General features: G+C 73.9%; 22 protein-coding genes. 15 read left to right on the plus strand and 7 right to left on the minus strand.

The genetic code is table 11. The features are described from left to right. The first annotated feature begins 7 nt into the window (after positions 1-7). The 5 genes from pgsB to OH807_RS16465 all read left to right on the plus strand — a co-directional run bounded on the left by pgsB (position 8) and on the right by OH807_RS16465 (position 6011). Positions 8-1477 (plus strand): poly-gamma-glutamate synthase PgsB, encoded by a 1470-nt coding sequence (gene pgsB / locus OH807_RS16445; RefSeq protein ID WP_406199227.1) that lies wholly within the window; start codon positions 8-10, stop codon positions 1475-1477. After that, positions 1474-1956: a poly-gamma-glutamate biosynthesis protein PgsC/CapC gene (locus tag OH807_RS16450; protein WP_406199229.1), complete on the plus strand. Its 483-nt coding sequence runs from the start codon at positions 1474-1476 to the stop codon at positions 1954-1956. Before pgsB ends, OH807_RS16450 begins: the two co-directional genes overlap by 4 nt. Positions 1957-2092: 136 nt before the next feature. Beyond that, positions 2093-3190: an NlpC/P60 family protein gene (locus OH807_RS16455; RefSeq protein ID WP_406199231.1), complete on the plus strand. Its 1098-nt coding sequence runs from the start codon at positions 2093-2095 to the stop codon at positions 3188-3190. A 127-nt stretch (positions 3191-3317) separates the two neighbouring features. Next, positions 3318-4139: a purine-nucleoside phosphorylase gene (locus OH807_RS16460; RefSeq protein WP_406199233.1), complete on the plus strand. Its 822-nt coding sequence runs from the start codon at positions 3318-3320 to the stop codon at positions 4137-4139. Between the two features lie 147 nt (positions 4140-4286). Continuing rightward, the gene (locus OH807_RS16465; protein ID WP_406199235.1) at positions 4287-6011 is read left to right on the plus strand and encodes a phospho-sugar mutase; all 1725 of its coding nucleotides are present in this window, start codon (positions 4287-4289) and stop codon (positions 6009-6011) included. A 243-nt stretch (positions 6012-6254) separates the two neighbouring features. Here OH807_RS16465 and OH807_RS16470 read toward each other — a convergent pair whose 3' ends face one another. Continuing rightward, positions 6255-6929, minus strand: a complete 675-nt coding sequence (locus OH807_RS16470; RefSeq protein ID WP_406199237.1) for a PH domain-containing protein — start codon at positions 6927-6929, stop codon at positions 6255-6257. A gap of 316 nt (positions 6930-7245) precedes the next feature. Between OH807_RS16470 and deoC the strand changes: the two genes are divergently transcribed. The 5 genes from deoC (at position 7246) to OH807_RS16495 (ending at position 12010) form a co-directional block, all read left to right on the plus strand. Next, on the plus strand, positions 7246-8262 hold the full coding sequence (gene deoC / locus OH807_RS16475; RefSeq protein ID WP_406199239.1) for a deoxyribose-phosphate aldolase: 1017 nt from the start codon (positions 7246-7248) through the stop codon (positions 8260-8262). Between the two features lie 5 nt (positions 8263-8267). Continuing rightward, positions 8268-9764 (plus strand): aldehyde dehydrogenase family protein, encoded by a 1497-nt coding sequence (locus OH807_RS16480; RefSeq protein ID WP_406199241.1) that lies wholly within the window; start codon positions 8268-8270, stop codon positions 9762-9764. Then, complete coding sequence (locus tag OH807_RS16485) at positions 9757-10659, plus strand: aldehyde dehydrogenase family protein (RefSeq protein ID WP_406199243.1); 903 nt, start codon at positions 9757-9759, stop codon at positions 10657-10659. Before OH807_RS16480 ends, OH807_RS16485 begins: the two co-directional genes overlap by 8 nt. A gap of 257 nt (positions 10660-10916) precedes the next feature. Further along, positions 10917-11327, plus strand: a complete 411-nt coding sequence (locus OH807_RS16490) for a hypothetical protein (RefSeq protein WP_406199245.1) — start codon at positions 10917-10919, stop codon at positions 11325-11327. Positions 11328-11374: 47 nt separating this feature from the next. Next, positions 11375-12010 carry an ATP-binding protein gene (locus tag OH807_RS16495; protein WP_406199247.1) on the plus strand — a complete coding sequence of 212 codons (636 nt, stop codon included), beginning with the start codon at positions 11375-11377 and terminating at the stop codon, positions 12008-12010. A 259-nt stretch (positions 12011-12269) separates the two neighbouring features. Here the strand turns inward: OH807_RS16495 and OH807_RS16500 are convergent, their stop codons facing one another. Next, positions 12270-12947 carry a SigE family RNA polymerase sigma factor gene (locus OH807_RS16500; RefSeq protein WP_406211021.1) on the minus strand — a complete coding sequence of 226 codons (678 nt, stop codon included), beginning with the start codon at positions 12945-12947 and terminating at the stop codon, positions 12270-12272. A gap of 588 nt (positions 12948-13535) precedes the next feature. Between OH807_RS16500 and OH807_RS16505 the strand changes: the two genes are divergently transcribed. From OH807_RS16505 to OH807_RS16520, 4 genes are all read left to right on the plus strand, one after another. Further along, on the plus strand, positions 13536-14213 hold the full coding sequence (locus OH807_RS16505; protein WP_148644494.1) for a response regulator transcription factor: 678 nt from the start codon (positions 13536-13538) through the stop codon (positions 14211-14213). Between the two features lie 66 nt (positions 14214-14279). Further along, entirely contained in the window at positions 14280-15794 is a 1515-nt protein-coding gene (locus OH807_RS16510; protein WP_406199250.1) for an ATP-binding protein, read from the plus strand. Continuing rightward, positions 15791-16276: a hypothetical protein gene (locus tag OH807_RS16515; RefSeq protein ID WP_406199253.1), complete on the plus strand. Its 486-nt coding sequence runs from the start codon at positions 15791-15793 to the stop codon at positions 16274-16276. Before OH807_RS16510 ends, OH807_RS16515 begins: the two co-directional genes overlap by 4 nt. Positions 16277-16467: 191 nt before the next feature. Next, positions 16468-17013, plus strand: a complete 546-nt coding sequence (locus OH807_RS16520; protein WP_406199256.1) for a VanZ family protein — start codon at positions 16468-16470, stop codon at positions 17011-17013. Positions 17014-17036: 23 nt separating this feature from the next. On the opposite strand, the gene OH807_RS16525 is transcribed toward OH807_RS16520, so the two are convergent. The 3 genes from OH807_RS16525 to OH807_RS16535 form a co-directional block, all read right to left on the minus strand. Further along, positions 17037-17267: a hypothetical protein gene (locus tag OH807_RS16525; protein WP_406199258.1), complete on the minus strand. Its 231-nt coding sequence runs from the start codon at positions 17265-17267 to the stop codon at positions 17037-17039. Between the two features lie 86 nt (positions 17268-17353). After that, the gene (locus OH807_RS16530; RefSeq protein WP_406199260.1) at positions 17354-17995 is read right to left on the minus strand and encodes a PhzF family phenazine biosynthesis protein; all 642 of its coding nucleotides are present in this window, start codon (positions 17993-17995) and stop codon (positions 17354-17356) included. Positions 17996-18119: 124 nt separating this feature from the next. After that, complete coding sequence (locus tag OH807_RS16535; protein ID WP_406199263.1) at positions 18120-19538, minus strand: hypothetical protein; 1419 nt, start codon at positions 19536-19538, stop codon at positions 18120-18122. A 400-nt stretch (positions 19539-19938) separates the two neighbouring features. Between OH807_RS16535 and OH807_RS16540 the strand changes: the two genes are divergently transcribed. Then, positions 19939-20454, plus strand: a complete 516-nt coding sequence (locus OH807_RS16540; RefSeq protein WP_406199265.1) for a hypothetical protein — start codon at positions 19939-19941, stop codon at positions 20452-20454. 74 nt (positions 20455-20528) lie between these two features. Here the strand turns inward: OH807_RS16540 and OH807_RS16545 are convergent, their stop codons facing one another. Together OH807_RS16545 and aspS are read right to left on the minus strand one after the other, a co-directional pair. Continuing rightward, on the minus strand, positions 20529-20942 hold the full coding sequence (locus OH807_RS16545) for a hypothetical protein (RefSeq protein ID WP_406199267.1): 414 nt from the start codon (positions 20940-20942) through the stop codon (positions 20529-20531). Positions 20943-21046: 104 nt separating this feature from the next. Beyond that, positions 21047-22324: an aspartate--tRNA(Asn) ligase gene (aspS, locus tag OH807_RS16550; RefSeq protein ID WP_406199269.1), complete on the minus strand. Its 1278-nt coding sequence runs from the start codon at positions 22322-22324 to the stop codon at positions 21047-21049. Positions 22325-22397: the final 73 nt, after the last annotated feature.

The following is a 22397-nucleotide window of genomic DNA, read 5'->3' on the forward strand; positions in this document are numbered from 1 at the left end:
CCGCACCGTGCTCTTCCTCTACGTCGTCCTGCTGGTGTGCTGCGCCGTCCTGCTGGTGGCGGGCATCGTCGAACAGCGCCGGCACTTCGCCGCGCTGGAGCAGATCCCCGCCCGGGTCCTGGTCAACGGCATCCGCGGCAAGAGCTCGATCACCCGGCTCTGCGCGGGCGCGCTGCGCGGCGGCGGCCTGGTCACCGTCGCCAAGACCACCGGCACCGCCGCCCGGTTCATCCACCCGGACGCGACCGAGGAGCCGGTCTACCGCAAGTTCGGCATCGCCAACGTGGTGGAGCAGATCGGCATCGTCCGCCGCGCCGCCACCTACCGCCCGGACGCCCTGGTGATCGAGTGCATGGCGGTGATGCCGGCCCTCCAGGAGGTCAACCAGACCAAGCTGATCCGCTCCACCATCGGCGTGCTCTGCAACGTCCGCGAGGACCACCTCGCCGAAATGGGCCCGACCCTGGACGACGTCGCCCGCTCGCTCTCCCGCTCGATGCCGGTCGGCGGCATCTGCGTCACCGCCGAGCAGGACCGGCTGCCCGTCCTGCGCGCCGAGGCGGCCCGGCGGGACTGCGAGCTGATCGTGGTCGACCCCGGGTCGGTCACGGACGAGGAGCTGCGCGGCTTCAGCTGGTTCACCTTCAAGGAGAACGTCGCGATCGCCCTCGCCGTCGCCGAACTCCTCGGCGTGGAACGGCAGACGGCCCTCCGGGGCATGTGGCAGGCCCCGCCGGACCCAGGTGTGCTCTCCGTCGAGCGCTACCGCACCGAGGACGGCCGGCGGGTGCGGTTCGCCAACGTCTTCGCGGCCAACGACCCCGAGTCCACGCTGATGAACGTCCGCCAGCTGGAGGGCCTCGGCGCGATCCACCGCCCGCTCAACGTGGTGATCAACTGCCGCCCGGACCGGGTCGAGCGCAACGGCCAGATGGGCCAGATCGTGCCGGAGCTCGCCCCGGACACCGTCTTCCTGATCGGGCACCCCACCCGGAGCGCCCGGGACGGCATCCCGGCCGACTGGACGGGCCGGGTGGTCGACCTCGGCGGCGACCGGCGCGACCCGGCGGCGCTCACCGCCGACCTGCTCGACGCGCTCGGCCCGGACTCCTCGCTGGTCGCGATCGGCAACATCCACGGCCAGGGCGAGCTGTTCCTGGCGGAGCTGGCCCGGCTGGCACCGGACGAGGAGCCCGACGGGGAACCGGCCGGGCAGCGGGACCGGGCGCCGGACCGGGACGCGTACGACGAGCCCGCGTACCCCGGGCCGTACGCGCAGCCCGAGTACGCCGGGCCCACGTACGCACAGCCCGCGCACGCACAGCCCATGTACCCGCAGCCCACGTACCCGCAGCCCATGTACCCGCAGCCCGAGTACGCGCACCCCGTGTACGTGCCCGAGCCGCTGCCCGACTCGTGGTTCGCCCCGGCCCCCGACCGACCGCACCGCCCCTTCCCCCACGGAGACCAGCAGTGATCCCCACCGAGCTCACCCCCGAGATCGCCGCCATCGGCATCGCGCTCGGCCTGGTCTTCTCGCTCGTCTGCTACCTGACCACCAACCTCTCCCCCGGCGGCATGATCACCCCGGGCTGGCTGGCCCTCACCCTCGTCGAGGACCTCCGGCGGGTGGCCATCGTGATCGGCGTGACGGCGCTGACCTACCTCGCCACCCGGGTGGTCCAGAAGCTGGTGATCCTCTACGGCAAGCGGCTGTTCGCCGCCGTGGTGCTGATCGGCGTCCTGCTCCAGGCCACCGTGATGCTCGTCCTCCAGCGCGAACTGCCCACCCTGTACGCGAACCAGACGCTCGGCTTCATCGTCCCCGGCCTGATCGCGTACCAGCTCGTCCGCCAGCCGCGCGGCGCCACCCTGATGGCCACCAGCACGGTGACGCTCGCCAACTACGTGGTGCTCACCGCCGGCGTGCTGCTCGGCGCCCTCCCCGGCACCTGACCGAACCGGCACCCGACCACGCCGGCACCTGGCCGAACCGGCACCCGACCACGCCGGTGCCCGACCACTCCGGCTACGCCGTCCCCGACGCCGCCGGTACCCGGTACCCGGCCCCCGCCCCTCGGAAGGCAGCCCCATGCCCGTCACCCGGAAGTCCCTGCTCAGCGGCGGCCTCGCCGTCACCCTGCTGACCGCCAGCGGGTACCTCACCGTGCAGCTGCGCGACCGCGACCGGCAGCCCGCCGGGGCCGGCGGCACCGCCCCGCTGATCGCCGCCACGACCGGAGCCACCCCGGCCGCCGACCGGGGCACCGCCGCGGCCGGCACCGGCCTGCGGTACGAACGGCTGGCCGGCCCGGACCGCACCGTCGTCCGGGACGCCCGCGGCGGCGTGCTCGCCACCCTCACGGACGGCGCCCGGACGGCCGTGCTGACCGGCCCGAGCCGGACCTTCGCCGAGCCGGGCACCACCACCGCCACCCTGGTCGGCGACAGCTGGGTCCGGCTGATGCCGCAGGCCTGGAAGGCCGGCGCGGAGAACGAGGGCTGGTTCCGGGCGTGGTTCCAGCAGTCGCTCGGCTCCACCGCCGACGACGTGCTGGCGGTCGCCACCCAGTACCTGGCCGACGCGCCGGAGGGCAAGGACGCCAAGGGCGTGCGGATCCGGGGCGACGCCTCGTTCGGCCCGCTCAACCCGAACGGCTCGGCCGGCAACGACCTGCGGCTGGAGCAGACCGACTTCCTGGACTACCTCGGCACCGCCTACACCTTCGCCGACAAGGTGACCAGGCAGCCCGACCGGACCCGCTACGGCTCCTTCGACTGCTCCGGCTTCGTCCGGATGGTCTACGGCTACCGCTCCGGCTACCCGCTGCTCTCCAAGGACGTGGCCGGCGCCGGCCTGCCGCGCACCGCCAACGGCCTGGCCCGGCTCTCCCCCGGCGTACCGGTGCTGCCGCTGACCACCGCGCCCGGCTCGGAGACCACCGTGCGGCCGGCCTCGATCGACCCGCTGCAACCCGGCGACCTGGTGTTCTTCGAGATCGACGCCCGCACCGGGGCCCGGCTCGACCACACCGGCATCTACCTCGGCCTGGACACCGACGGCCACCCGCGCTACATCTCCAGCCGCGAGGAGGCGAACGGGCCGACCTTCGGCGACCGGGGCGGCACCGCGCGACTGGACGACAACGGCCTGTACGCCAAGGGGCTGAGGAGCGCCAAGCGGCTGTAGGTTGCTCCCGTCCGGACGCCCCGGAAGGGGCCTGCGAGCTGTAGTTTCACGCCATCCGGGTAACGATCCGGCACGTCGGCGCAGGATTTTCTACGCGCGTAGCCGTTTCCCGTCTATCCTCGGACGTGTGAACGCATCTCCTCAGTCGGTCGTCTCCGCCGACCCCTACGCCGCCGCCCAGGCCGCCGCCGCCCGCCTGCGCGAGCTGACCGGTGCCGAGCGCCACGACGTCGCCCTGGTGATGGGCTCCGGCTGGGTGCCGGCCGCCGACGCCCTGGGCGAGACCGTGGCGGAGTTCCCGGTCACCGACCTCCCGGGCTTCCCCGCCCCCGCCGTGGCCGGCCACGCCGGCACGATCCGCTCGGTGAAGATCGGCGACAAGCGCGCCCTGATCTTCCTCGGCCGCAACCACTACTACGAGGGCCACGGCGTGGCCACCGTCGTGCACGGCGTGCGCACCGCCGCCGCCGCGGGCTGCGGGATCATCGTGCTGACCAACGGCTGCGGCGGTCTGCGCGAGGGCTGGGTCCCCGGCCAGCCGGTCCTGATCAGCGACCACATCAACCTGACCGCGGACTCCCCGATCGTCGGCGCCAACTTCGTCGACCTGACGGACCTCTACTCCAAGCGTCTGCGCGAGCTCTGCCGCGAGATCGACTCGACCCTGGACGAGGCCGTCTACGTGCAGTTCCGCGGCCCGCACTACGAGACCCCGGCCGAGGTCCACATGGCCCGGGTGATCGGCGGCGAGCTGGTCGGCATGTCGACCACCCTGGAGGCCATCGCCGCCCGCGAGGCCGGCGCCGAGGTGCTCGGCATCTCGCTGGTCACCAACCTGGCCGCGGGCATCACCGGCGAGCCGCTCAACCACGCCGAGGTGCTGGAGGCCGGCAAGGCCTCCGCCGAGCGCATGGGCACGCTGCTGGCGAAGGTCCTTGAGCGGATCTGACCCGGACCTGGCGCACAATCATGAGCGACGGGGTCCGCGGGCGGCTGTGATCCGCTGATCACACCCGCCCGCGGGCCCCGTCCGCATGCGCACACCGACAACTTTGCGGTCTTTCACCACTTTGCGGACCTTCCAACGGAGCTGGCCATGACGCAGGCACCCACCACCGATCTCCTCGCCCGGGCCCGGACCTGGCTGGCCGAGGATCCCGACCCGCAGACCCGCGAGGAACTGGCCGCACTGCTGGCCGAGGCCGAGGGCCCGGACGCCGAGTCGGACAGCAAGATCGCCTGGTCCCAGCTGGCCGAGCGGTTCTCCGGCCGGCTCCAGTTCGGCACCGCGGGCCTGCGCGGCGAGCTCGGCGCGGGACCGATGCGGATGAACCGCGCCGTGGTGATCCGGGCCGCCGCCGGCCTGGTCGCGTACGTGAAGCAGCAGGACCTCGGCGACCTCGTCGTCATCGGCTACGACGCCCGGCACAAGTCGTACGACTTCGCCCGCGACACCGCCGCCGTGGTGGTCGGCGCCGGCCTGCGCGCCGCGCTGCTGCCGCGCGCCCTGCCGACCCCGGTGCTCGCCTTCGCCGTCCGCCACCTCGGCGCGGCCGCCGGCGTCACCGTCACCGCCAGCCACAACCCGCCCCAGGACAACGGCTACAAGGTCTACCTGGGCGACGGCTCGCAGATCGTCCCGCCGGCCGACGCCGGGATCGCCGCCGAGATCGACGCGATCGGCTCGCTCGCCGACGTCCCGCTCGCCGCCGACGGCTGGGAGGTCCTCGGCGAGGACATCGTCGACGCCTACCTGGCCCGCGCCGTCTCCATCGTGGACCCGCACAGCCCGCGCGAGCTCGACGTCGTCTACACCCCGATGCACGGCGTCGGCCGGGACACCCTGGTCGCCGCCTTCCGCCGGGCCGGCTTCCCCGCCCCCACCGTCGTCGCCGAGCAGGCCGAGCCCGACCCGGACTTCCCGACCGTGGCCTTCCCCAACCCGGAGGAGCCGGGGGCGATGGACCTCGCCTTCCGCACCGCCGCCTCGGTCGGCCCCGACATCGTCATCGCCAACGACCCGGACGCCGACCGCTGCGCGGTGGCCGTCCCCGCCAACGGCAACGCCGCCGGCGGCCCAGGCGCGGACAGCGGCTGGCGCATGCTCCGCGGCGACGACGTCGGCGCGCTGCTCGGCGCGGCGCTGGTCGCCAAGAAGGCCTCCGGCACCTTCGCCACCACGATCGTCTCCTCCACCCTGCTGGGCCGGATCGCCGAGGCGGCCGGCCTGGACTACGCCGAGACGCTCACCGGCTTCAAGTGGATCGCCCGCGCCGACGGCCTGCGCTACGGCTACGAGGAGGCCCTCGGCTACTGCGTCGACCCGCAGGGCGTGCGCGACAAGGACGGCATCACCGCCGCCCTGCTGGTCGCCGAGCTGGCCGCCACCCTCAAGCAGTCCGGCCGCACCCTGGCCGACCTGCTGGACGACCTGGCGCTGGAGCACGGCCTGCACGCCACCGACCAGCTCTCCGTCCGCGTCCAGGACCTCACCCTGATCGCCGACGCCATGCAGCGCCTGCGCGAGCAGCCGCCGACCGTCCTGGCCGGGCTGACCGTCACCCGGGCGGACGACCTGACCGCCGGCTCCGCCGACCTGCCGCCCACCGACGGCCTGCGCTACTACCTGGCCGGCGACGCCGTCCGCTCGGCCCGCATCGTCGTCCGGCCGTCCGGCACCGAGCCCAAGCTGAAGTGCTACCTGGAGGTCGTCCTCCCGGTCGGCTCCGCCGCCGAGCTGGCCCCCGCCCGCGCCCGCGCCGCGGCCCTGCTCGCCGCCGTCAAGCAGGACCTGGCCGCCGCCGCCGGCATCGACGCCTGACGCACGGCCCGGCACGACGTGCGCCTCCCGGTCACCACCGGGAGGCGCACGCGTTCCGGGGCCGGGCCGGGTCAGGCCGGGCCGCGGTTCTACGTGGCCGGCCTCCCCGGCGCGGCGGACGCCTACGTCCGGCGCCGCCGGCTGACGCGCACCGCCCGAGCACACGACGGAGGGGCCCGCCGATCGCGGCGGGCCCCTCCGTCCGTGCTCCCCGGACCACCTGGGCCCGGTCCGTTCGTGGTCTCAGACGGCGATCACGGTGATCAGCGCGGCCAGGCCGGCCAGCGTCGGCACGATGATCCACCAGCACCAGCGGACGACCACCGGGCCGGCCGCGTCCGGCCGCGACGCGTTCCGCTCGGCCGTCTCCTGCAGCACCGCGACGACCTGGTCCGACCAGGCCCGGTTCGGGTCCGGCGAGCCGGAGACCACCGGGTTGGGCTGCCGTCCCACCACCGTCGTCAGCCGGGAGGCGTGCGCGGCGCCGCCCCGCAGCTCGGTCCGGTTGGCCCGCTTGCGCTGCCGCAGCGACACCGGCACCGCCCAGACCTGGAACTTCCGGCCGTCCGCCAGCAGCTCCACCGAGTAGCCGGCCCGCAGCGCGTCCATCGACGCCCACGGCACCGTGATCGTCCGCAGCGGATTGCGCACCACCAGGCGCCGTTCGTTGGCCAGCACGGCCGGCCGCAGCGTGTAGGCGATCACCGGGAAGGCGAACACCGGCACCGCCGCGAGCGACACGTACGGCGTCTTCCCCGTCCCGTTCAGCGCCGCGTCCACGATCAGCCACCCGGCCACGGCCAGCAGCAGCACACCGGAGATCACACCGGGAATGGAGCGGTACACGCGGTCGGCGTACACGGGCTCCCCGTCGGGGCCGGCCGAGCCCTGGTGGGGCTTGCCGTCGGAATCGGTCATGGCGACGATTCTGCCCCATGGCCCCGGCCTTCCACAGGGGTGGCGATCACGGTTCCGCCCGCGGCCCGCCCTTCCCTCGCCCCCGCCCTCGTCCGGGCGAGCGCCGCGATCCGTCCACGGTGCGCGTCCGGTCGCGCGACGATCCGCCCGGACGGCGCCCGGCCGGCGCCCGGCCGGACGGGGGCCGGACGCGCCGAAGCCGCCGGGCCGACCGGCGAACCGGCCGGGCCGGGTGGGCCCGGAGGTCTCGGTCCGGCATCGATGAGGGGCGGGCCTAGCGGGATGTTACGCGCGTAGATATGCTGGTCTGGTGACTATGTCCACTCTTGCAGCCAACGCCCTCCCCCAGCCTGGCGGCCGGGCGGTACCCGCAGGCGTCGCGGGCAGTGGTCTCCAGGACGTTGCGGCGTCCGAGGCCTCGCTCCGCCGCTTTCTGCACGGCCTGCCCGGCGTCGACCAGGTCGGCCTGGAGGCGCGTGCCGCCACTCTCGGTACCCGCTCGATCAAGACCACGGCGAAGGCGTACGCCATCGACCTGGCCATTTCGATGATCGACCTGACCACGCTGGAGGGCGCGGACACGGTCGGCAAGGTGCGCGCTCTGTGCATCAAGGGCAGGAACCCCGACCCGACCGATCCGACGACCCCCCGTGTCGCGGCCATCTGTGTCTATCCGGACATGGTCGCCACGGCGAAGGCCACGCTGCAGGGCACCGACATCCAGGTCGCCTCCGTCGCCACCGCCTTCCCCGCCGGGCGCGCCGCGCTCCCGGTGAAGCTGGCCGACACCGCCGACGCGGTCGCGGCCGGCGCCGACGAGATCGACATGGTGATCGACCGGGGGGCGTTCCTCTCCGGCCGGTACCTCGACGTCTTCCAGGAGATCGTCGCCGTCAAGGAGGCGTGCAAGCGCCCGGACGGCACCTCCGCCCACCTCAAGGTGATCTTCGAGACCGGCGAGCTGCAGACGTACGACAACGTGCGCCGCGCCTCCTGGCTGGCCATGCTGGCCGGCGCCGACTTCATCAAGACCTCGACCGGCAAGGTCGCCGTCAACGCGACGCCGCCGGTCACCCTGCTCATGCTGGAGGCGGTCCGCGACTTCCGTGCGCAGACCGGCGTCCAGATCGGCGTGAAGCCCGCCGGCGGCATCAAGACCACCAAGGACGCGATGAAGTACCTGGTGATGGTCAACGAGACGCTCGGCGACGACTGGCTGACCCCGCACTGGTTCCGCTTCGGCGCCTCCAGCCTGCTCAACGACCTGCTGATGCAGCGTCAGAAGCTCACCACCGGACGGTACTCCGGTCCCGACTACGTGACGGTGGACTGATCACCATGGCCAAGAAGAAGACCATCGAGGAGCCCGCGGCCCCCCAGCGCGGCGGCCTCTTCAGCTACGCCCCGGCCCCCGAGTCGCCCGCGGCCGCGGGTGACATCGCCACCTCCTACGGCCACTTCATCGGCGGCGAGTTCGTCGACTCCTCCGGCAGCGAGGCCCTGAAGACGGTCAACCCGGCCACCGAGCAGGTGCTCGCCGAGTTCGCCCAGGGCACCGAGGAGGACGTGGACCGTGCGGTCGCGGCCGCCCGCCGGGCCTTCACCGACTGGTCGGCGCTGCCGGGCAGCGAGCGCGCCAAGTACCTGTTCCGGATCGCCCGGATCGTCCAGGAGCGCGGCCGCGAGCTGGCCGTCCTGGAGTCGATGGACAACGGCAAGCCGATCCGCGAGACCCGCGACTTCGACATCCCGACCGTCGCCGCGTGGTTCTTCTACTACGCCGGCTGGGCGGACAAGCTGGACTACGCCGGGTTCGGCCCGAACCCGAAGCCGCTCGGCGTGGCCGCCCAGGTCATCCCGTGGAACTTCCCGCTGATGATGCTGGCGTGGAAGATCGCCCCGGCGCTGGCGACCGGCAACACCGTCGTGCTGAAGCCGGCCGAGACCACCCCGCTGACCGCGCTGCGCTTCGCCGACATCTGCCGCCAGGCGGGTCTGCCGAAGGGTGTCGTCAACATCGTCACCGGTGACGGCCGGACCGGCGCCGCGCTGACCGCGCACCCGGACGTCAACAAGGTCGCCTTCACCGGCTCGACCCCGGTCGGCCGCTCGATCGCCCGCCAGCTGGCGGGCACCCGCAAGAGGCTGTCGCTGGAGCTGGGCGGCAAGGCCGCCAACATCGTCTTCGACGACGCGCCCATCGACCAGGCGGTCGAGGGCATCGTCAACGGCATCTTCTTCAACCAGGGCCACGTCTGCTGCGCGGGCTCGCGCCTGCTCGTCCAGGAGTCCGTCCAGGACGAGCTGCTGGACGCCCTGAAGCGCCGGATGTCCACCCTGCGGGTCGGCGACCCGCTGGACAAGAACACCGACATCGGCGCCATCAACTCGGCCGCGCAGCTGGCCCGGATCACCGCGCTGACCGACGCCGGCGAGGCCGAGGGCGCCGAGCGCTGGTCGCCCGAGTGCGAGCTGCCGGGCACCGGCTTCTGGTTCAAGCCGACCATCTTCACCGGCGTCAGCCAGGCCCACCGGATCGCCCAGGAGGAGATCTTCGGCCCGGTGCTGTCGGTGCTGAGCTTCCGCACCCCCGCGGAGGCGGTCGAGAAGGCGAACAACACCCCGTTCGGCCTCTCCGCCGGCGTCTGGACGGAGAAGGGCTCGCGCATCCTCTGGACCGCGAACCGCCTCAAGGCCGGCGTGGTCTGGGCCAACACCTTCAACAAGTTCGACCCGACCTCGCCGTTCGGCGGCTACAAGGAGTCGGGTTACGGCCGCGAGGGTGGCCGCCACGGTCTGCAGCCCTACCTGAATGTCGAGGCCCGAGATGTCTGATGTCGTGAGCCGTCTTGACGTCCTCAAGACCTACAAGCTGTACGTCGGCGGGAAGTTCCCGCGCTCCGAGAGCGGGCGGGTGTACGAGGTGACCGACTCCAAGGGCGAGTGGCTCGCCAACGCCCCGCTCGGCACCCGCAAGGACGCCCGGGACGCCGTCCTGGCCGCCCGCGCGGCGGTCAAGGGCTGGGCCGGCACCACCGCGTACAACCGCGGCCAGGTGCTGTACCGGGTGGCCGAGATGCTGCAGGGCCGGCGGGAGCAGTTCGCCGCCGAGGTGGCGGTCTCCGAGGGCATCGGCGCGAAGAAGGCCGCCGCCCTGGTGGACGCGGCGATCGACCGCTGGGTCTGGTACGCGGGCTGGACGGACAAGGTCGCCCAGATCGCGGGCAACGCCAACCCGGTCGCCGGGCCGTACTTCAACCTCTCCACCCCGGAGCCGACCGGCGTGGTCGGGATCGTGGCCCCGCAGGCCGGCCTCGGGCACTCGCTGCTCGGCCTGGTCTCGGTGATCGCGCCCGCGATCGCCACCGGCAACACCGTGGTGGTCGCGGCCGCGGCCGACGCGCCGCTGCCGGCCCTGTCGCTGGGCGAGGTGCTGGCCACCTCGGACGTCCCCGGCGGCGTGGTCAACCTCCTCTCCGGCCGCACGGCCGACATCGCGCCGACCCTGGCCTCGCACCAGGACGTCAACGCGCTGGACCTCACCGGGGCGATCGCCGCCGACGGTCCCGGCGCGGCGGCTGCGCTGGAAGCCCTTGCCGCGGATACCCTGAAGAGGGTGGTCCGTCCGGAGCTGGACCCGTTCGCCCAGGACTGGACCAATGCTCCCGGTACCGACCGGCTACTCTCGTTCCTGGAGACGAAGACGGTCTGGCACCCGATGGGGATCTGACCGTCCCGTCGGCCACCGGGCCCTTCGGGCCCACCGAGTAACAACTCCACAAGCTGGCCGTCCCTCGTGCCCTCTCCCCCCCAGGGCCCGGACGGTCATTGGACGGACCCGCGCCTCTCCCCCCCTGGCGCGGGTCCGTCGCCTTTCATCGCCTTTCGTCGCTGCCGGGTCGCGCCCTTCGGCGCTGCCCGCACGGGCCCCGGCCCGGCAGAATCGGCCGTACCGGACGGACCGGGGACGACCGAGGGGGCGGCACCGTGGGAGAGATCGCGGGCGAGCTGATGGCACTGTTCGCGGACGGGTTCCTGCGCAAGCTGCGGATCGCCCGCGCCCGGCGCCGGCTCGCCGCCGGCCGCCCCGTCCGGCTGCCCTGCTCGGCCCGGTCCGAGCGGCCCGGCTGGCAGCGCGCGTACGTCAACGGCCGGCTGCGGATCGTGCCCGGGGCGGGCACCGTCACCTTCGGCTCACGTGTCCTCGGCCACACCGGGCTGGCCACCGGCGGCACCTTCCACGCCCCCGAGCCGGACGCCTGGCACGACCCGGACTGGGGCTCCACCGCCTACCTGCCGCCCGACGGCGGCCACCCCGTGCACCTCCAGGTCGACAACCGGTACCTGCCGATGGTGCACGCCGCCCTCACCGACCCGCGGGCCCTGCAGAAAGTCTGATCCGGACGGTTTCGGCATCGCGTCCCGATGCGTCAGACTGGTGTCTCGTGAGTGACTCCCCGCTGAACCCTGTGCCGATAGCCCGCGCCCGGGTGGTCCTGCTGTCCGGGCCCTCCGGTTCGGGGAAGTCCTCGCTCGCCGAGCGCAGCGGTCTGCCCGTGCTCCAGCTGGACGACTTCTACAAGGACGGCGACGACCCCACCCTGCCGCTGCTCGCGGACGGCGCGGTCGACTGGGACTCCCCGCTCGCCTGGCACCGCGCGCAGGCCGTCGCCGCCATCCGCAGCCTGTACGAGACCGGCCGCGCCGACGTCCCCGTGTACTCGATCCCGGCCAACGGCCGTGTCTCCACGAGGGTCCTGGACCTCGCCGGCGCGCCCGCGTTCATCGCCGAGGGCATCTTCGCCGCCGAGATCACCGCCGACTGCGCCGCCGAGGGCCTGCTCGGTGACGCGCTCTGCCTGCGCAACGGCGCCCTGACCACCGCCTGGCGCCGGCTGCGCCGGGACGTCCGCGAGAGCCGCAAGTCGCTGCCGGTGCTGGTACGCCGCGGGTGGCGGCTGATGCGGGCCGAGCGCTCGATCGTCGGCCGTCAGGTCGGCCTGGGCGCACACCCGTGCACCGGCCCCGAGGCCGACCGGCGGATCCGCGCGGCGGCCGCGCGGGAGCTCTCTGCGGTCTGAGCACGGCGTGGGTGCGCTGCGGGTGCGCCGCGGGCCGCGTACGGCCCGGGCCCGGCCGACGCGCGGTCGTCACGACGAACGGCCCGAGGAACGAACGACGGGCCCGGTGCGTCTCCCCCGCACCGGGCCCGTCGCCTTCCCGGACGGCCACCCGACTCCCCCGGCGTCGCCGCTCCCCCGAGCCGGCGTCGCCAGTCGCCCGGCCGTCCTCACCCGTCCCCCGACGGGAGTCCTCTGTCGTGCCCGCCCGCCCGGGCGGTTACGCGACCAGCTCGCCGAACGCGCGGACGGTGTCGCCCGACTTGTTCAGGTGCTCGTCCTCGCGCAGCCGGCGCAGCGCGCGCCAGATGCTGCTCTTGACCGTGCCGACGCTGATGTTCAGCACGTCGGCGATCTCCGGGTCGGTCTTGCCCTCGTAGTACCGCAGCACCAGCATGGTCCGCTGGTTCTCCGGCAGCTTGGCGAGCGCCTGCCAGAGCACGGTGCGCAGCTCGGTGCCGCCCATCGCGTCGGTGTCGCCGGCCGTCTCCGGCAGCTCCTCGGTCGGGTACTCGCTGACCTTGCGGCGCCGCCAGGCGGAGATGTGCAGGTTGGTCATGGTGCGGCGGAGGTAGCCCCCGACCGCGGCCTTGTCGGTGATCCGGCCCCAGGCCCGGTAGGTGCTGAAGAGCGCGCTCTGCAGCAGGTCCTCGGCCTCGTAGCGGTCACCGGTGAGGTGGTACGCCGTGGCGTACAGGGAGGCGCGGCGCTCGCGCACGTACGCGGTGAACTCCGTGATGTGGTCCTCCGCGACGGCCGGGTGCTCCCCCTGCACGCCTCCCTGTCCCGCCTCGGTGGTGCGGGCCGCTGCGGGGTTCAGCCGCAGCAGCGTCGCACCGGCGGCCTCGCGGCCGGCCGACTCCCCCGAGTCGGCCTTCCGCAGGCCGGTCCCCCCGATTCCCCCGTTCCCCCCCGGGGTGTCCTTGCCCTCGACGCGGACGGGGAGGATCCCCCGCAGCGTCAGGGTGTCGGCGGAGTCGGCCGCACTCCCCGTCCGGCCGATCCCGTACAGCTCCCCCTGCCTGCCGACGCCGCTCACCCGGCGTCCTGCAGTGTTGCCACCGGTGCTGTGCGCGCACCCCCGTACGGTCACGGCACCGGAGGTCTCGTCGGTCCTGACCTCGTACCGGGTCCGGTGGGTGGCGGCTGAGGAACGCGCAGTGCGGACAGCCGGGTTGGTCCGGGTCTGAAGCATGGCGTTCATCGTGCGCCCCCTTGGTCGGTACGAGCGGTTCCTGTTGCCGCCGTCCAGCCGGCCTGTTGGCCCGCTGTACTGCGGCGACATGGAAAATCCTGCCCGCCGGTTGTGATGGCGCTGTCCGCCGACTGTCACAGGGGTGTCACAGGGCCGGGGCTTTCGTCCCGCACTCCCGTCTGCCGACACGGACGCCGGTGGCACGCATTCCGGTTCCCGTGCCCCGGGTGGCCGGTGGGACGGACCGGGCCGGGGGGTGATTCGGCGCTCCGGGTGAGCCAGAATGAGGCCGTGCCTTTCCTCCTTCTGATCGAGGACGACGACGCCATCCGCACCGGCCTCGAACTCGCCCTCACCCGCCAGGGCCACAAAGTGGCCACCGCCGCCTCCGGCGAGGACGGTCTGAGGCTCTTCAAGGAGCAGCGGCCGGACCTGATCGTGCTGGACGTCATGCTGCCCGGAATCGACGGCTTCGAAGTCTGCCGGCGCATCCGCCGGACCGACCAGCTGCCGATCATCCTGCTCACCGCCCGGTCCGACGACATCGACGTGGTGGTCGGCCTGGAGTCCGGTGCGGACGACTACGTCGTCAAGCCCGTGCAGCCGCGCGTCCTGGACGCCCGGATCCGGGCCGTCCTGCGCCGCGGTGAGCGGGAGAGCTCGGACTCCTCCGCCTACGGCAGCGTGGTGATCGACCGGGCCGCGATGACCGTCACCAAGGACGGCGAGGACCTCCAGCTCACCCCGACCGAGCTGCGCCTGCTGCTGGAGCTCAGCCGCCGGCCCGGGCAGGCCCTCTCCCGGCAGCAACTGCTGCGCCTGGTCTGGGAGCACGACTACCTCGGCGACTCCCGCCTGGTGGACGCCTGCGTCCAGCGGCTTCGGGCCAAGGTCGAGGACGTCCCCTCGGCGCCGACGCTGATCCGCACCGTCCGCGGGGTCGGCTACCGGCTGGACCCGCCCGCATGACCGCCCCCGCCCGCCGGCACCCGCCGATAGCCCGCTCCTCCTGATCTCGCCCAACGACAGGCTCCTGTGACTGACCACCAGACGACGACCCGCCGGTTCTCCTCGGGCCCGTGGCGGCGGCTGCGCTCCCTGCGGGTCCGGCTGATCGCGGTGTTCGCCGCGGTCGCGCTGCTCACCGCCGTCTCGGCCTCCGGCATCGCCTACTGGCTGAACCGGGACGCGGTGCTCAAGCGCGCCCAGGACACCGCGCTCAACGACTTCCGGGTCTCGCTCAGCCGGAACGTCTCCGAGCTGCCGTTGAACGCCACCTGCGAGCAACTGCGCCAGCTCGCCGACTACGTCGCGAGCTCCGGGCTCAACTACGCCGTGGTCGTGGCCGACCCCGCCCAGCCGGACTGCACCACCGCCTCCTCGGACCCGGCGCAGTACACGCTCGCCAGCGTGCCGGCCAAGCTGCGGGACATCGTCGGCAAGCCGCGCGAGATCACCGAGACCAACCCGTACCCGTACCACCTCTACTGGCAGCGGCAGAACCTGGACGGCCGGCCGTACGTCATCGGCGGCACCAAGGTGGTGCCGACCGGGCCGACCGCGTACATGTTCAAGTCGCTGGAGAACGAGCGGGCCGACCTCAACACGCTCGGCTGGTCGCTGGCCATCGCCACGCTGCTGGCGCTGATCGGCTCGGCCCTGCTCGCCCAGGCCGCGTCGGCGACGGTACTGCGGCCGGTCAAGCGGCTCGGCGACGCCGCCCGGCGGCTCGGCGAGGGCCGCCTGGACACCCGGCTGGAGGTCGAGGGCTCGGACGAACTCGCCGACCTGGCGCGGACCTTCAACCGCACCGCGGAGTCGCTGCACGAGCAGGTCGAGGAGCTGAGCGCGCGTGAGGCGCAGAGCCGCCGGTTCGTCGCCGACATGTCGCACGAGCTGCGCACCCCGCTGACCGCGATGACCGCCGTGACGGACATCCTGGAGGACGAGGCGGAGTCGCTGGACCCGATGATCGCGCCGGCCGTACGGCTGGTGGTCAACGAGACGCGGCGCCTCTCCGACCTGGTGGAGAACCTGATGGAGGTGACCCGCTTCGACGCCGGCACCGCCAAGCTGGTCGCCGACGAGGTGGACATCGCCGACCTGATCATGTCCTGCATCGACGGCCGGGCCTGGTACGACGCCGTCGAACTGGACGCCCCGCGCGGCGTCCGGGCCGTGGTCGACCCGCGCCGCCTGGACGTCGTCTTCGCCAACCTGATCGGCAACGCGCTCAAGCACGGCGGCTCGCCGGTCCGGGTCAAGGTCCGCGAGTCCGAGGACGCCGTCACGGTGGAGGTCTCGGACAGCGGCCCGGGCATCCCCGAGGACGTGCTGCCGCACGTCTTCGACCGGTTCTACAAGGCCGACAAGGGGCGGGCGCGCTCGGAGGGCAGCGGGCTGGGCCTCTCGATCGCGATGGCCAACGCCCGGATCCACGGGGGGACGATCACGGCCGCCAACGGGGAGGTGGGTGCGGTGTTCACACTGACGCTGCCGCTCGCCCAGCCGCCCGAGCCGGCCGCCGCTTCCGAGGAGAGTGCGCAGTGACCACCGGTCCGTCCTTCTGGCTCCGCCCGGCCGGTTCGTCCGGGCGCTCCGGGCGCTCCCTGGCGTCCGGGCGGTCCCCGTCGTCCGGGCGGTCCGTCCGGCGGGTGGCGGGCGCCGTGCTGCTGCTCGCGCTCGCCACCGCCTGCGGGATCCGCCCCACCCCCGTCCCCGTCGACGCGGGCGCGCCGGCCAGCCGGACGGCCTGCCCGACGCCGCCGCAGATACCCACCGCACCGGCGACGCCCTCGCCCACCGCGCCGACGGCACCCGCCGCGCACGCCTCGGTGAAGGCGGGCGCGAAGGCGGCGCCGTCGCCGTCCGTGTCGATGTTCGCGCCGCCCGCCGCCCCGGCCCCGGCGGCGTCCGGTGCGGCCGCGTCCACGGCGCCAGCGTCCACGGCCCCCGCGTCCGCAGCACCCGCGGACAACGTGTTCAGCGCGCTGCCGTCGGCGCCGCCCACCACGTCGGCCCCCTGCCGCTGAAACGTCCCGGCGCGTGCCCCGGCAGTGCCCGGGGTGCGCGCCGGAAGTTTCACGCCGCCCGCGGAACCACTGCGCCACCCGCCCACGTCCTTCCCCGCGTGCAGCGACATGGCACCAGGACACGCGACGAGCGTTCCGGCGCACGGCCCGAGACCGGACCGGCGGCGGCCGTCCACCGTCCCCTCCGCACGGTGGGCCTGATCGGGCTCTGCCTCCATCTGGTGCTGGCCGGCTGGCTGGTGCTGCGGCCGCTCCCGGTGGCCTGGGTCTACGACGCCAACCTGACGCCGCTGGCCTCGCTGCGCTTCTCCACCGGCCGGCAGCTCCTCGGCGAACTGGTGCTGCTGGCCCCGCTCGGCTTCCTGCTCCCGCTGGCCGGCGGCCGCCTCCGCACCCCCTGGCTGTTCTCCTTCCTGCGCACCACCGGCGCCTCGGCCCTGCTGGCCACCACCCTGGAGTTCTTCTCCTCCTGGACGCCCGGGCACGCCCTGGACGTCGACCACATACTCTTCGCCGTCGTCGGCGTGGCCCTCACCCACCTGGCCGTGGTGCCGGCCGCCCGCTCGCTCGCCCTGCGCGCCGGCCGCCGCCCGAGGCCCGCCCGGGGCCCGGTGCCGGCCCGGGGCCCGGTGCCGCCCTCCGCTCCGGCCCCGGCTTCCGCTCCGGCTCCGGCGACGACGCCGGCCGCCGTGCCCGCCGGGGTCTACGCGGAGCCGGTCTCCAGCCACAGCCGCTGAGGCCCGGCCCCACCCGGCGGGGGCTACGCGTCGGCGGCCCGCTCGGCGTCCGGGTCGAGCAGCGGCAGGAGCGTGGCCGGCTCCGCCTCCCGGCCGGTGAACCCCGCGGGAAGCGGTGGGAGTTCCGGCAGGTCAGGGGCCTCGGCGGGCGCCCCGGCAGCGGCGAGGGCGCCGGCCCCGAGGGTGACGTGCGCGTGGCCCGCCATCACGACGTTCTGGAACGTGCCGTTCTCGATCCGGTTCGAGGTGTCCACCCCGGCGTTCTCCCTCCCCCTCGGCGTCCGACCGGTTCTCGGCGTTCTCCCTCCCCCTCGGCGTCCGGCCGGTTCTCGGCGGCCGCTCAGACCGGCCGCACCCGGCCGCCCACCTCGATCAGGCCGTCGTCAAGGACGGCCGTCACGATCTGCGAGCCCAGCCCCTGGGTGATCGTCAGCTCGCGGCCCAGTTCGGCGGTCAGCAGCAGGGCCGCCGCGCCGGTCGCCTCGTCCTCGTCGATCCCGTCTCCGCGCCCGGGAAAGGCCCGCGCCCGTACCGTGCCCGCCTGCTCGTCCTGCCAGGCCCAGGCGTAGATCCACTCACCGGGCGGCGGCACCTCCAGCGCCTCCACCTCGGCGGCCGAGCCGTACCGCCGGGTGGTCCGTGCCGGCGCCCACTCGGGGCGGGCCGCGATCCGGGTGAACTCGCCGTCGTGGCGGACCCGGACGGTACCGGCCGGGGTGACCAGCTCCGCGACGCCGAGCAGCCTGGCGGCGCCGACGCAGGGGTGGCCGGCGAACGGGAGGCGCAGGGTGGGCGTGTAGATGTCGATGACGCCGCGCCCGGGGTCGTCGACGAACACCGTCTCGCTGAAGCCCAGTTCGTGGGCGAACGCCTGCCGGTCGGCCTCCGCGGGGAGGGCGGCGCCGTCCCGGACGACGCCGAGTTCGTTGCCGTGGCCGCCGTCGGGGCTGCAGAAGACGCGCAGCACCTCGTAGTCCGTCACTGGTCCTGCTCCGTCCGTCGGTGAGCCGGGTCGGGGGGCCGTCGGGCCGCCCCGCGCGGAGGCCGTCCCCCGATCCGGACGACCGTACCGCGCCCGCCAGGCCGGGGCCGCCGGGTGGAGCCGGCTACAGGTACCGGCGGCGGTACGCGACGACCAGCAGGCCCAGGCCGAGGGCGATCGCGGTCGCGCCGGTGATGGCCATCGGCGCGGAGGAGGTGCCGCCGGTCGTGGCGAGGGCACTGGTCGGCGTCGCCACCGGCACCGCGACGGGTGCCGCGGTCACGGCCGCCACGGCCGTCCGGCCCGGCGCCTCGGTGGTGGCCACCGCCGCCGGGACGACCGGCGCGCCGGACGTCGGCAGTGTGCCCTGGGCGGAGCCCGGCGCCGACGGGACGGACGGGCCGGGCACCGAGGTCACCGGAGCGGTCGTCGCGGTACCGGGGGACGAGGGCGTGCCGGAGGCGCCGGCCGCCACGATCCGGAAGTCGACCGCCGGACCGACGGCGCTCACCCCCGTGCCGCCCGCGGCCGGCAGGCTGACGCCGGTCAGCACCAACGACTCCGCCCCCGCCGGCGCCTCCTTGGCGAAGGCCAGCCGGACGTCGATCGTGCGGGACTCGCCGTCGTGCAGCCGGACGAGGTCGGCCTCCTTGTCGCCCGAGCGCAGCGCCAGGATCAGCCGGGGTTGCGGCACCTGCTCCGGCTCGAAGACGGTGGCGTCCAGCCACTCGCCCGCCGCCGTCCGGAACTCGAACCGCACCGCCTCGGCCGGGAGCACGTTCGCCCCCTGGAGGGCGACCTCGGGCACCACCCGGACGTCCTTGCCGCTGTGGTTGGCGATCACCAGCTTGAACTGCCTCGCCCCGCCGCCCGCGGCGAAGGAGGCGGGCATGCCGACGACGCTCACGTCCGGCAGGCCGGGGGCCGGCACCGGCGGAGTGGTCGGCGGGCCGCCGACGGGCACGACGGTGAAGCGCCCGTACTCGCTGGAGGGAGTGGTGGTCCGCTGCTCCGGCGGGAGGGTCGGGTCCGAGACCACCGCGCGGAAGCCGGCCGTCGCCGTGCCGCCCCGGGCGTCCGCGGCCACACTGAGCCGCAGCCGGTAGGCGACGGAGCCCCCGGCGGGCACGCTCACCCTGGTGGCGAAGGTGTCGAGCTCCCAGACGGCGCCCACCCGCTGGCCGGGGCTGAGCGCGGCGTCCTTCCACTGCGTGCTCCCCGGCGACCGGTACTCCAGCTTGAGCTGGGTCTCCTTGATCCCGGAGTCGACGTCCGCCACGGTGAGGCCGGTGGTGGCGTCGACGGGGTGGTCGGCGGAGTTCTTCAGGGTGGCGGTGAACTCGACGGGCGCCGCCCCCGCGTTGAGCGCCCCCGGGAGGCCGCTCAGCGTGATCGACACGGGGCCGTCCTGGCTCTGGACGCTCGGGGCACCCTGAACGGACGCCGGCGCGGCGAGCGCCGCCGGGGCCGTGGCCAGGGCCGCACCCGAGACCAGGGTGGCCGCCGCGGCCACGGCGAGGATGCTGCGGTGCTGAGTACGCATGGGGACCTCACGGAAGAAAGCGGGCCGAACCCGGAAGGAGGATCGCCGGGGTGGACGAGGAGGCCATGACCGGCGCAGCCCTCTGCCGCTGCTTCGCCCCCAAACATCAAGCAACCGCGGCATCTTATCGGACCGAAGGGAACACTTGTGAAGGGGTTTTCACCGCACCGGCCCGGTCCCCCGCCGCACGGCGGAGCCCCGGTCGCACCGCCCGCGCGGGGCGGGCGCAAAACCCCTGAAGATCCCCATAGCGCCCATTCCCCCCACCCCGTCAGGACGAGCCCGGGAATGGGGTGATGACTCCGTGACGAAAACGTGGCGCCGAATGTCGGCGGGCTCCAGTACTGTGCGCTCTCGTCCCCGTCACCAGTACGTCCTCACACCCCACAGGAATGCCTTCGTGAACCTCGATTTCACCGCCGAGCCGCTCTTCTCCTGGTACGTCCTGCTGCTGGCCTTCAGCGGCATCGCCATGGTCGTCCTCGGCGCCATCAACCTCGGCGGCGGCCTCAGCGGCGGCTGGCGTGCCATCAACGTGCTGGGCGGCATCGCGTTCGCCGGCTACGCGTACTACCTCGCGTTCGTCTTCGAGGGCAACGAGTACCGGATCTTCTTCCAGGCGTTCATCCTGCCGGTGCTGCTGATCGCCAACGCGGTGAAGGCGATGCTGGCCCGTGGCAACACCCCGGCCCCGCAGCCCGTCCCGGGTGCCGCGCCGTACAACCCGAACGCCGCCTACAACCCGAACGCGCCGTACGACCCGAACGCGCAGGCGCAGGCGCAGCCCAACCCGTACGCGCAGGGCGCGCCGGTCGCCCAGCCGAACCCGTACGCCCAGTCGGCCCCGGTTCCGCCGCAGGCCGCCCCGGGCGCCCCGGCCGCGCCCGCCGCGCAGCCGCAGGCTCCGCAGGGCTGACCGAGCGCCCCACCCGCGCCGTTCGTCCGGAGGCCGGCCGCCTCCGGACGAACGGCGCAGCCCGTCCGGGTGGCTCAACCCGCGGCCGCGCCGGAGTGGAGCCGCTTCAGGCCGTTGATCTGGCCGATCCAGAACGCCGTCCGCTCGTCGGCGGACGCGCCCTTGGACAGCAGGCCGAGCTGCCGGGCCAGCAGGTAGAACCCCGAGCCCGCGTCGTTCTCCCCCTGGTAGCGCACCAGCGCGGAGAGCATCAGCCGCGACTGCGGGTGGTCGCGTTCGACGATCAGCCCGAGCAGGTGCCCCACGGCCGCCCGGTCGCCCGGCTGGGAGAAGTCGAACCCCCGCAGGCCGGTCCGCTCGACGAGGGTCGTGTTCAGCTCGGTGTAGGTGGTCGTCGGCTGGTCGAGACGGGCCCGCTCGACGAGGAAGGCCGTACCCGCCTCGACCAGTTCGTCCCACTCCAGTTCGTCCCGGCCGTACTTGGACATCAAGCCTCCCGCAGGTCGCCGCGTTCCCGGCTGCGACCGTACCGCCCCGCCGCCCCCTCCGTCCGCCCGTCGCGGAGCCGCACCGGCGACGGGCGGACGGTCCGTCAGGGCTCCAGCCGGTGCAGGTCCCTGGGGAACAGCGTGGTGCGGCGGACGTTGTCCGCACCCGTCAGCCGGGCCGTCCACCGCTCCAGGCCCAACGCGAACCCGCCGTGCGGCGGCATGCCGTGGGCGAAGGAGCGCAGGTAGGCGGCGTACGGCTCCGGCCGCTCGCCACGGGCGGCGAGCGCGGCGAGGTAGTCCTCGTGCCGGTGCAGGCGCTGGCCGCCGGTGACCAGTTCGAGCCCGCGGAACAGCAGGTCGAAACTGTTCGAGTACTCCGGTCGGCCCGGCTCCGGGTGGGTGTAGAACGGCCGCTTGCGCATCGGGTAGCCGACCACGAAGAGGAACTCGCTGCCGTGCTCGCGCAACGCCCACTCGCTCAGCCACCGTTCGTGCGCGGGCGCGAGGTCCGGCTCGTCGGCGCCGAGCAACCGCATCGCCTCGGCGAAGTGGAGTTGCGGGATCTCGGCCGGCACGGCCGGCAGTTCGACCCCCAGCAGCTCGACGGCGGCCGCAGCCCGGGCCGCCACGGACTCCACCATCCCGGCCAGGGCCTCCCGCAGGACGGCCATCACCTCGCGGTGGTCGGCGATGAAGCCGAGCTCGGCGTCCAGGCTGGTGTACTGGGCCAGGTGGCGTGCGGTGTCGTGCGGCTCGGCCCGGAACACCGGCCCGGTCTCGTAGACCCGCTCGAAGACACCGACCATGGCCTGCTTGAAGAACTGCGGCGACTGCGCGAGGTAGGCGGGCCGGCCGAACCAGTCCAGGGCGAAGACGTTCGCGCCGGACTCGGTGGCCGAGGAGACCACCTTGGGCGTGTGGATCTCGGTGAAGCCGAGACCGTCGAGCGTGGCGCGGAACCCGGCCACCGAGGCGGCTGAGATCCGGTGCGGGGCGGCGAGCCGCGGGTGGCGGAGAGTGACGGGTGCGCCGTCCAGGATCACCGGGAGCGCCGCCGGGACACCGGGACGGAAGAGGCTGAACGGCGGCGGCTCGGCGAGGCTGGACAGCACCTCGACGGTCGGCCCGGTCAGCTCGACGCCGTTCGGCGCCTGGGAGTTGGCGGTGACCGTGCCGCGGATCCGCAGCACGGTCTCCTCGGGGAGGTCCGCCGTTCCTCCGGGGGCCACCACCTGGGCGAGGCCGGAGCGGTCGCGCAGGACGAGGAAGGTGACGGACTTCAGTGCGCGGCGGCGGTGCAGCCAGCCGCGGAGTTCGACGGATTCGCCGATGCGGCCGGGTAGCTCGGCGGCCAGGACACGGCTCGAAGGGTGGATCATCGCGGCCCTCCAGGGGCGTCGTGGTGATCCCTTGGGAGTGCGGGCGAGAAGGGGACTCGCGGTGCCACCGCAC

Origin of the sequence: Kitasatospora sp. NBC_01560, from assembly GCF_045208415.1 — a bacterium.
In the GTDB taxonomy this organism is placed as follows: domain Bacteria; phylum Actinomycetota; class Actinomycetes; order Streptomycetales; family Streptomycetaceae; genus Kitasatospora.

Excerpts from the sequence above, each read along its gene's own strand:
- OH807_RS16535 (WP_406199263.1), bottom strand. The coding sequence starts at position 19,538 with ATGCGTACTCAGCACCGCAGCATCCTCGCCGTGGCCGCGGCGGCCACC.
- OH807_RS16470 (WP_406199237.1), bottom strand. The coding sequence starts at position 6,929 with ATGACCGATTCCGACGGCAAGCCCCACCAGGGCTCGGCCGGCCCCGAC.
- deoC (WP_406199239.1), top strand. The coding sequence starts at position 7,246 with ATGTCCACTCTTGCAGCCAACGCCCTCCCCCAGCCTGGCGGCCGGGCG.
- OH807_RS16480 (WP_406199241.1), top strand. The coding sequence starts at position 8,268 with ATGGCCAAGAAGAAGACCATCGAGGAGCCCGCGGCCCCCCAGCGCGGC.
- OH807_RS16465 (WP_406199235.1), top strand. The coding sequence starts at position 4,287 with ATGACGCAGGCACCCACCACCGATCTCCTCGCCCGGGCCCGGACCTGG.
- OH807_RS16485 (WP_406199243.1), top strand. The coding sequence starts at position 9,757 with ATGTCTGATGTCGTGAGCCGTCTTGACGTCCTCAAGACCTACAAGCTG.
- OH807_RS16455 (WP_406199231.1), top strand. The coding sequence starts at position 2,093 with ATGCCCGTCACCCGGAAGTCCCTGCTCAGCGGCGGCCTCGCCGTCACC.
- OH807_RS16545 (WP_406199267.1), bottom strand. The coding sequence starts at position 20,942 with ATGTCCAAGTACGGCCGGGACGAACTGGAGTGGGACGAACTGGTCGAG.
- aspS (WP_406199269.1), bottom strand. The coding sequence starts at position 22,324 with ATGATCCACCCTTCGAGCCGTGTCCTGGCCGCCGAGCTACCCGGCCGC.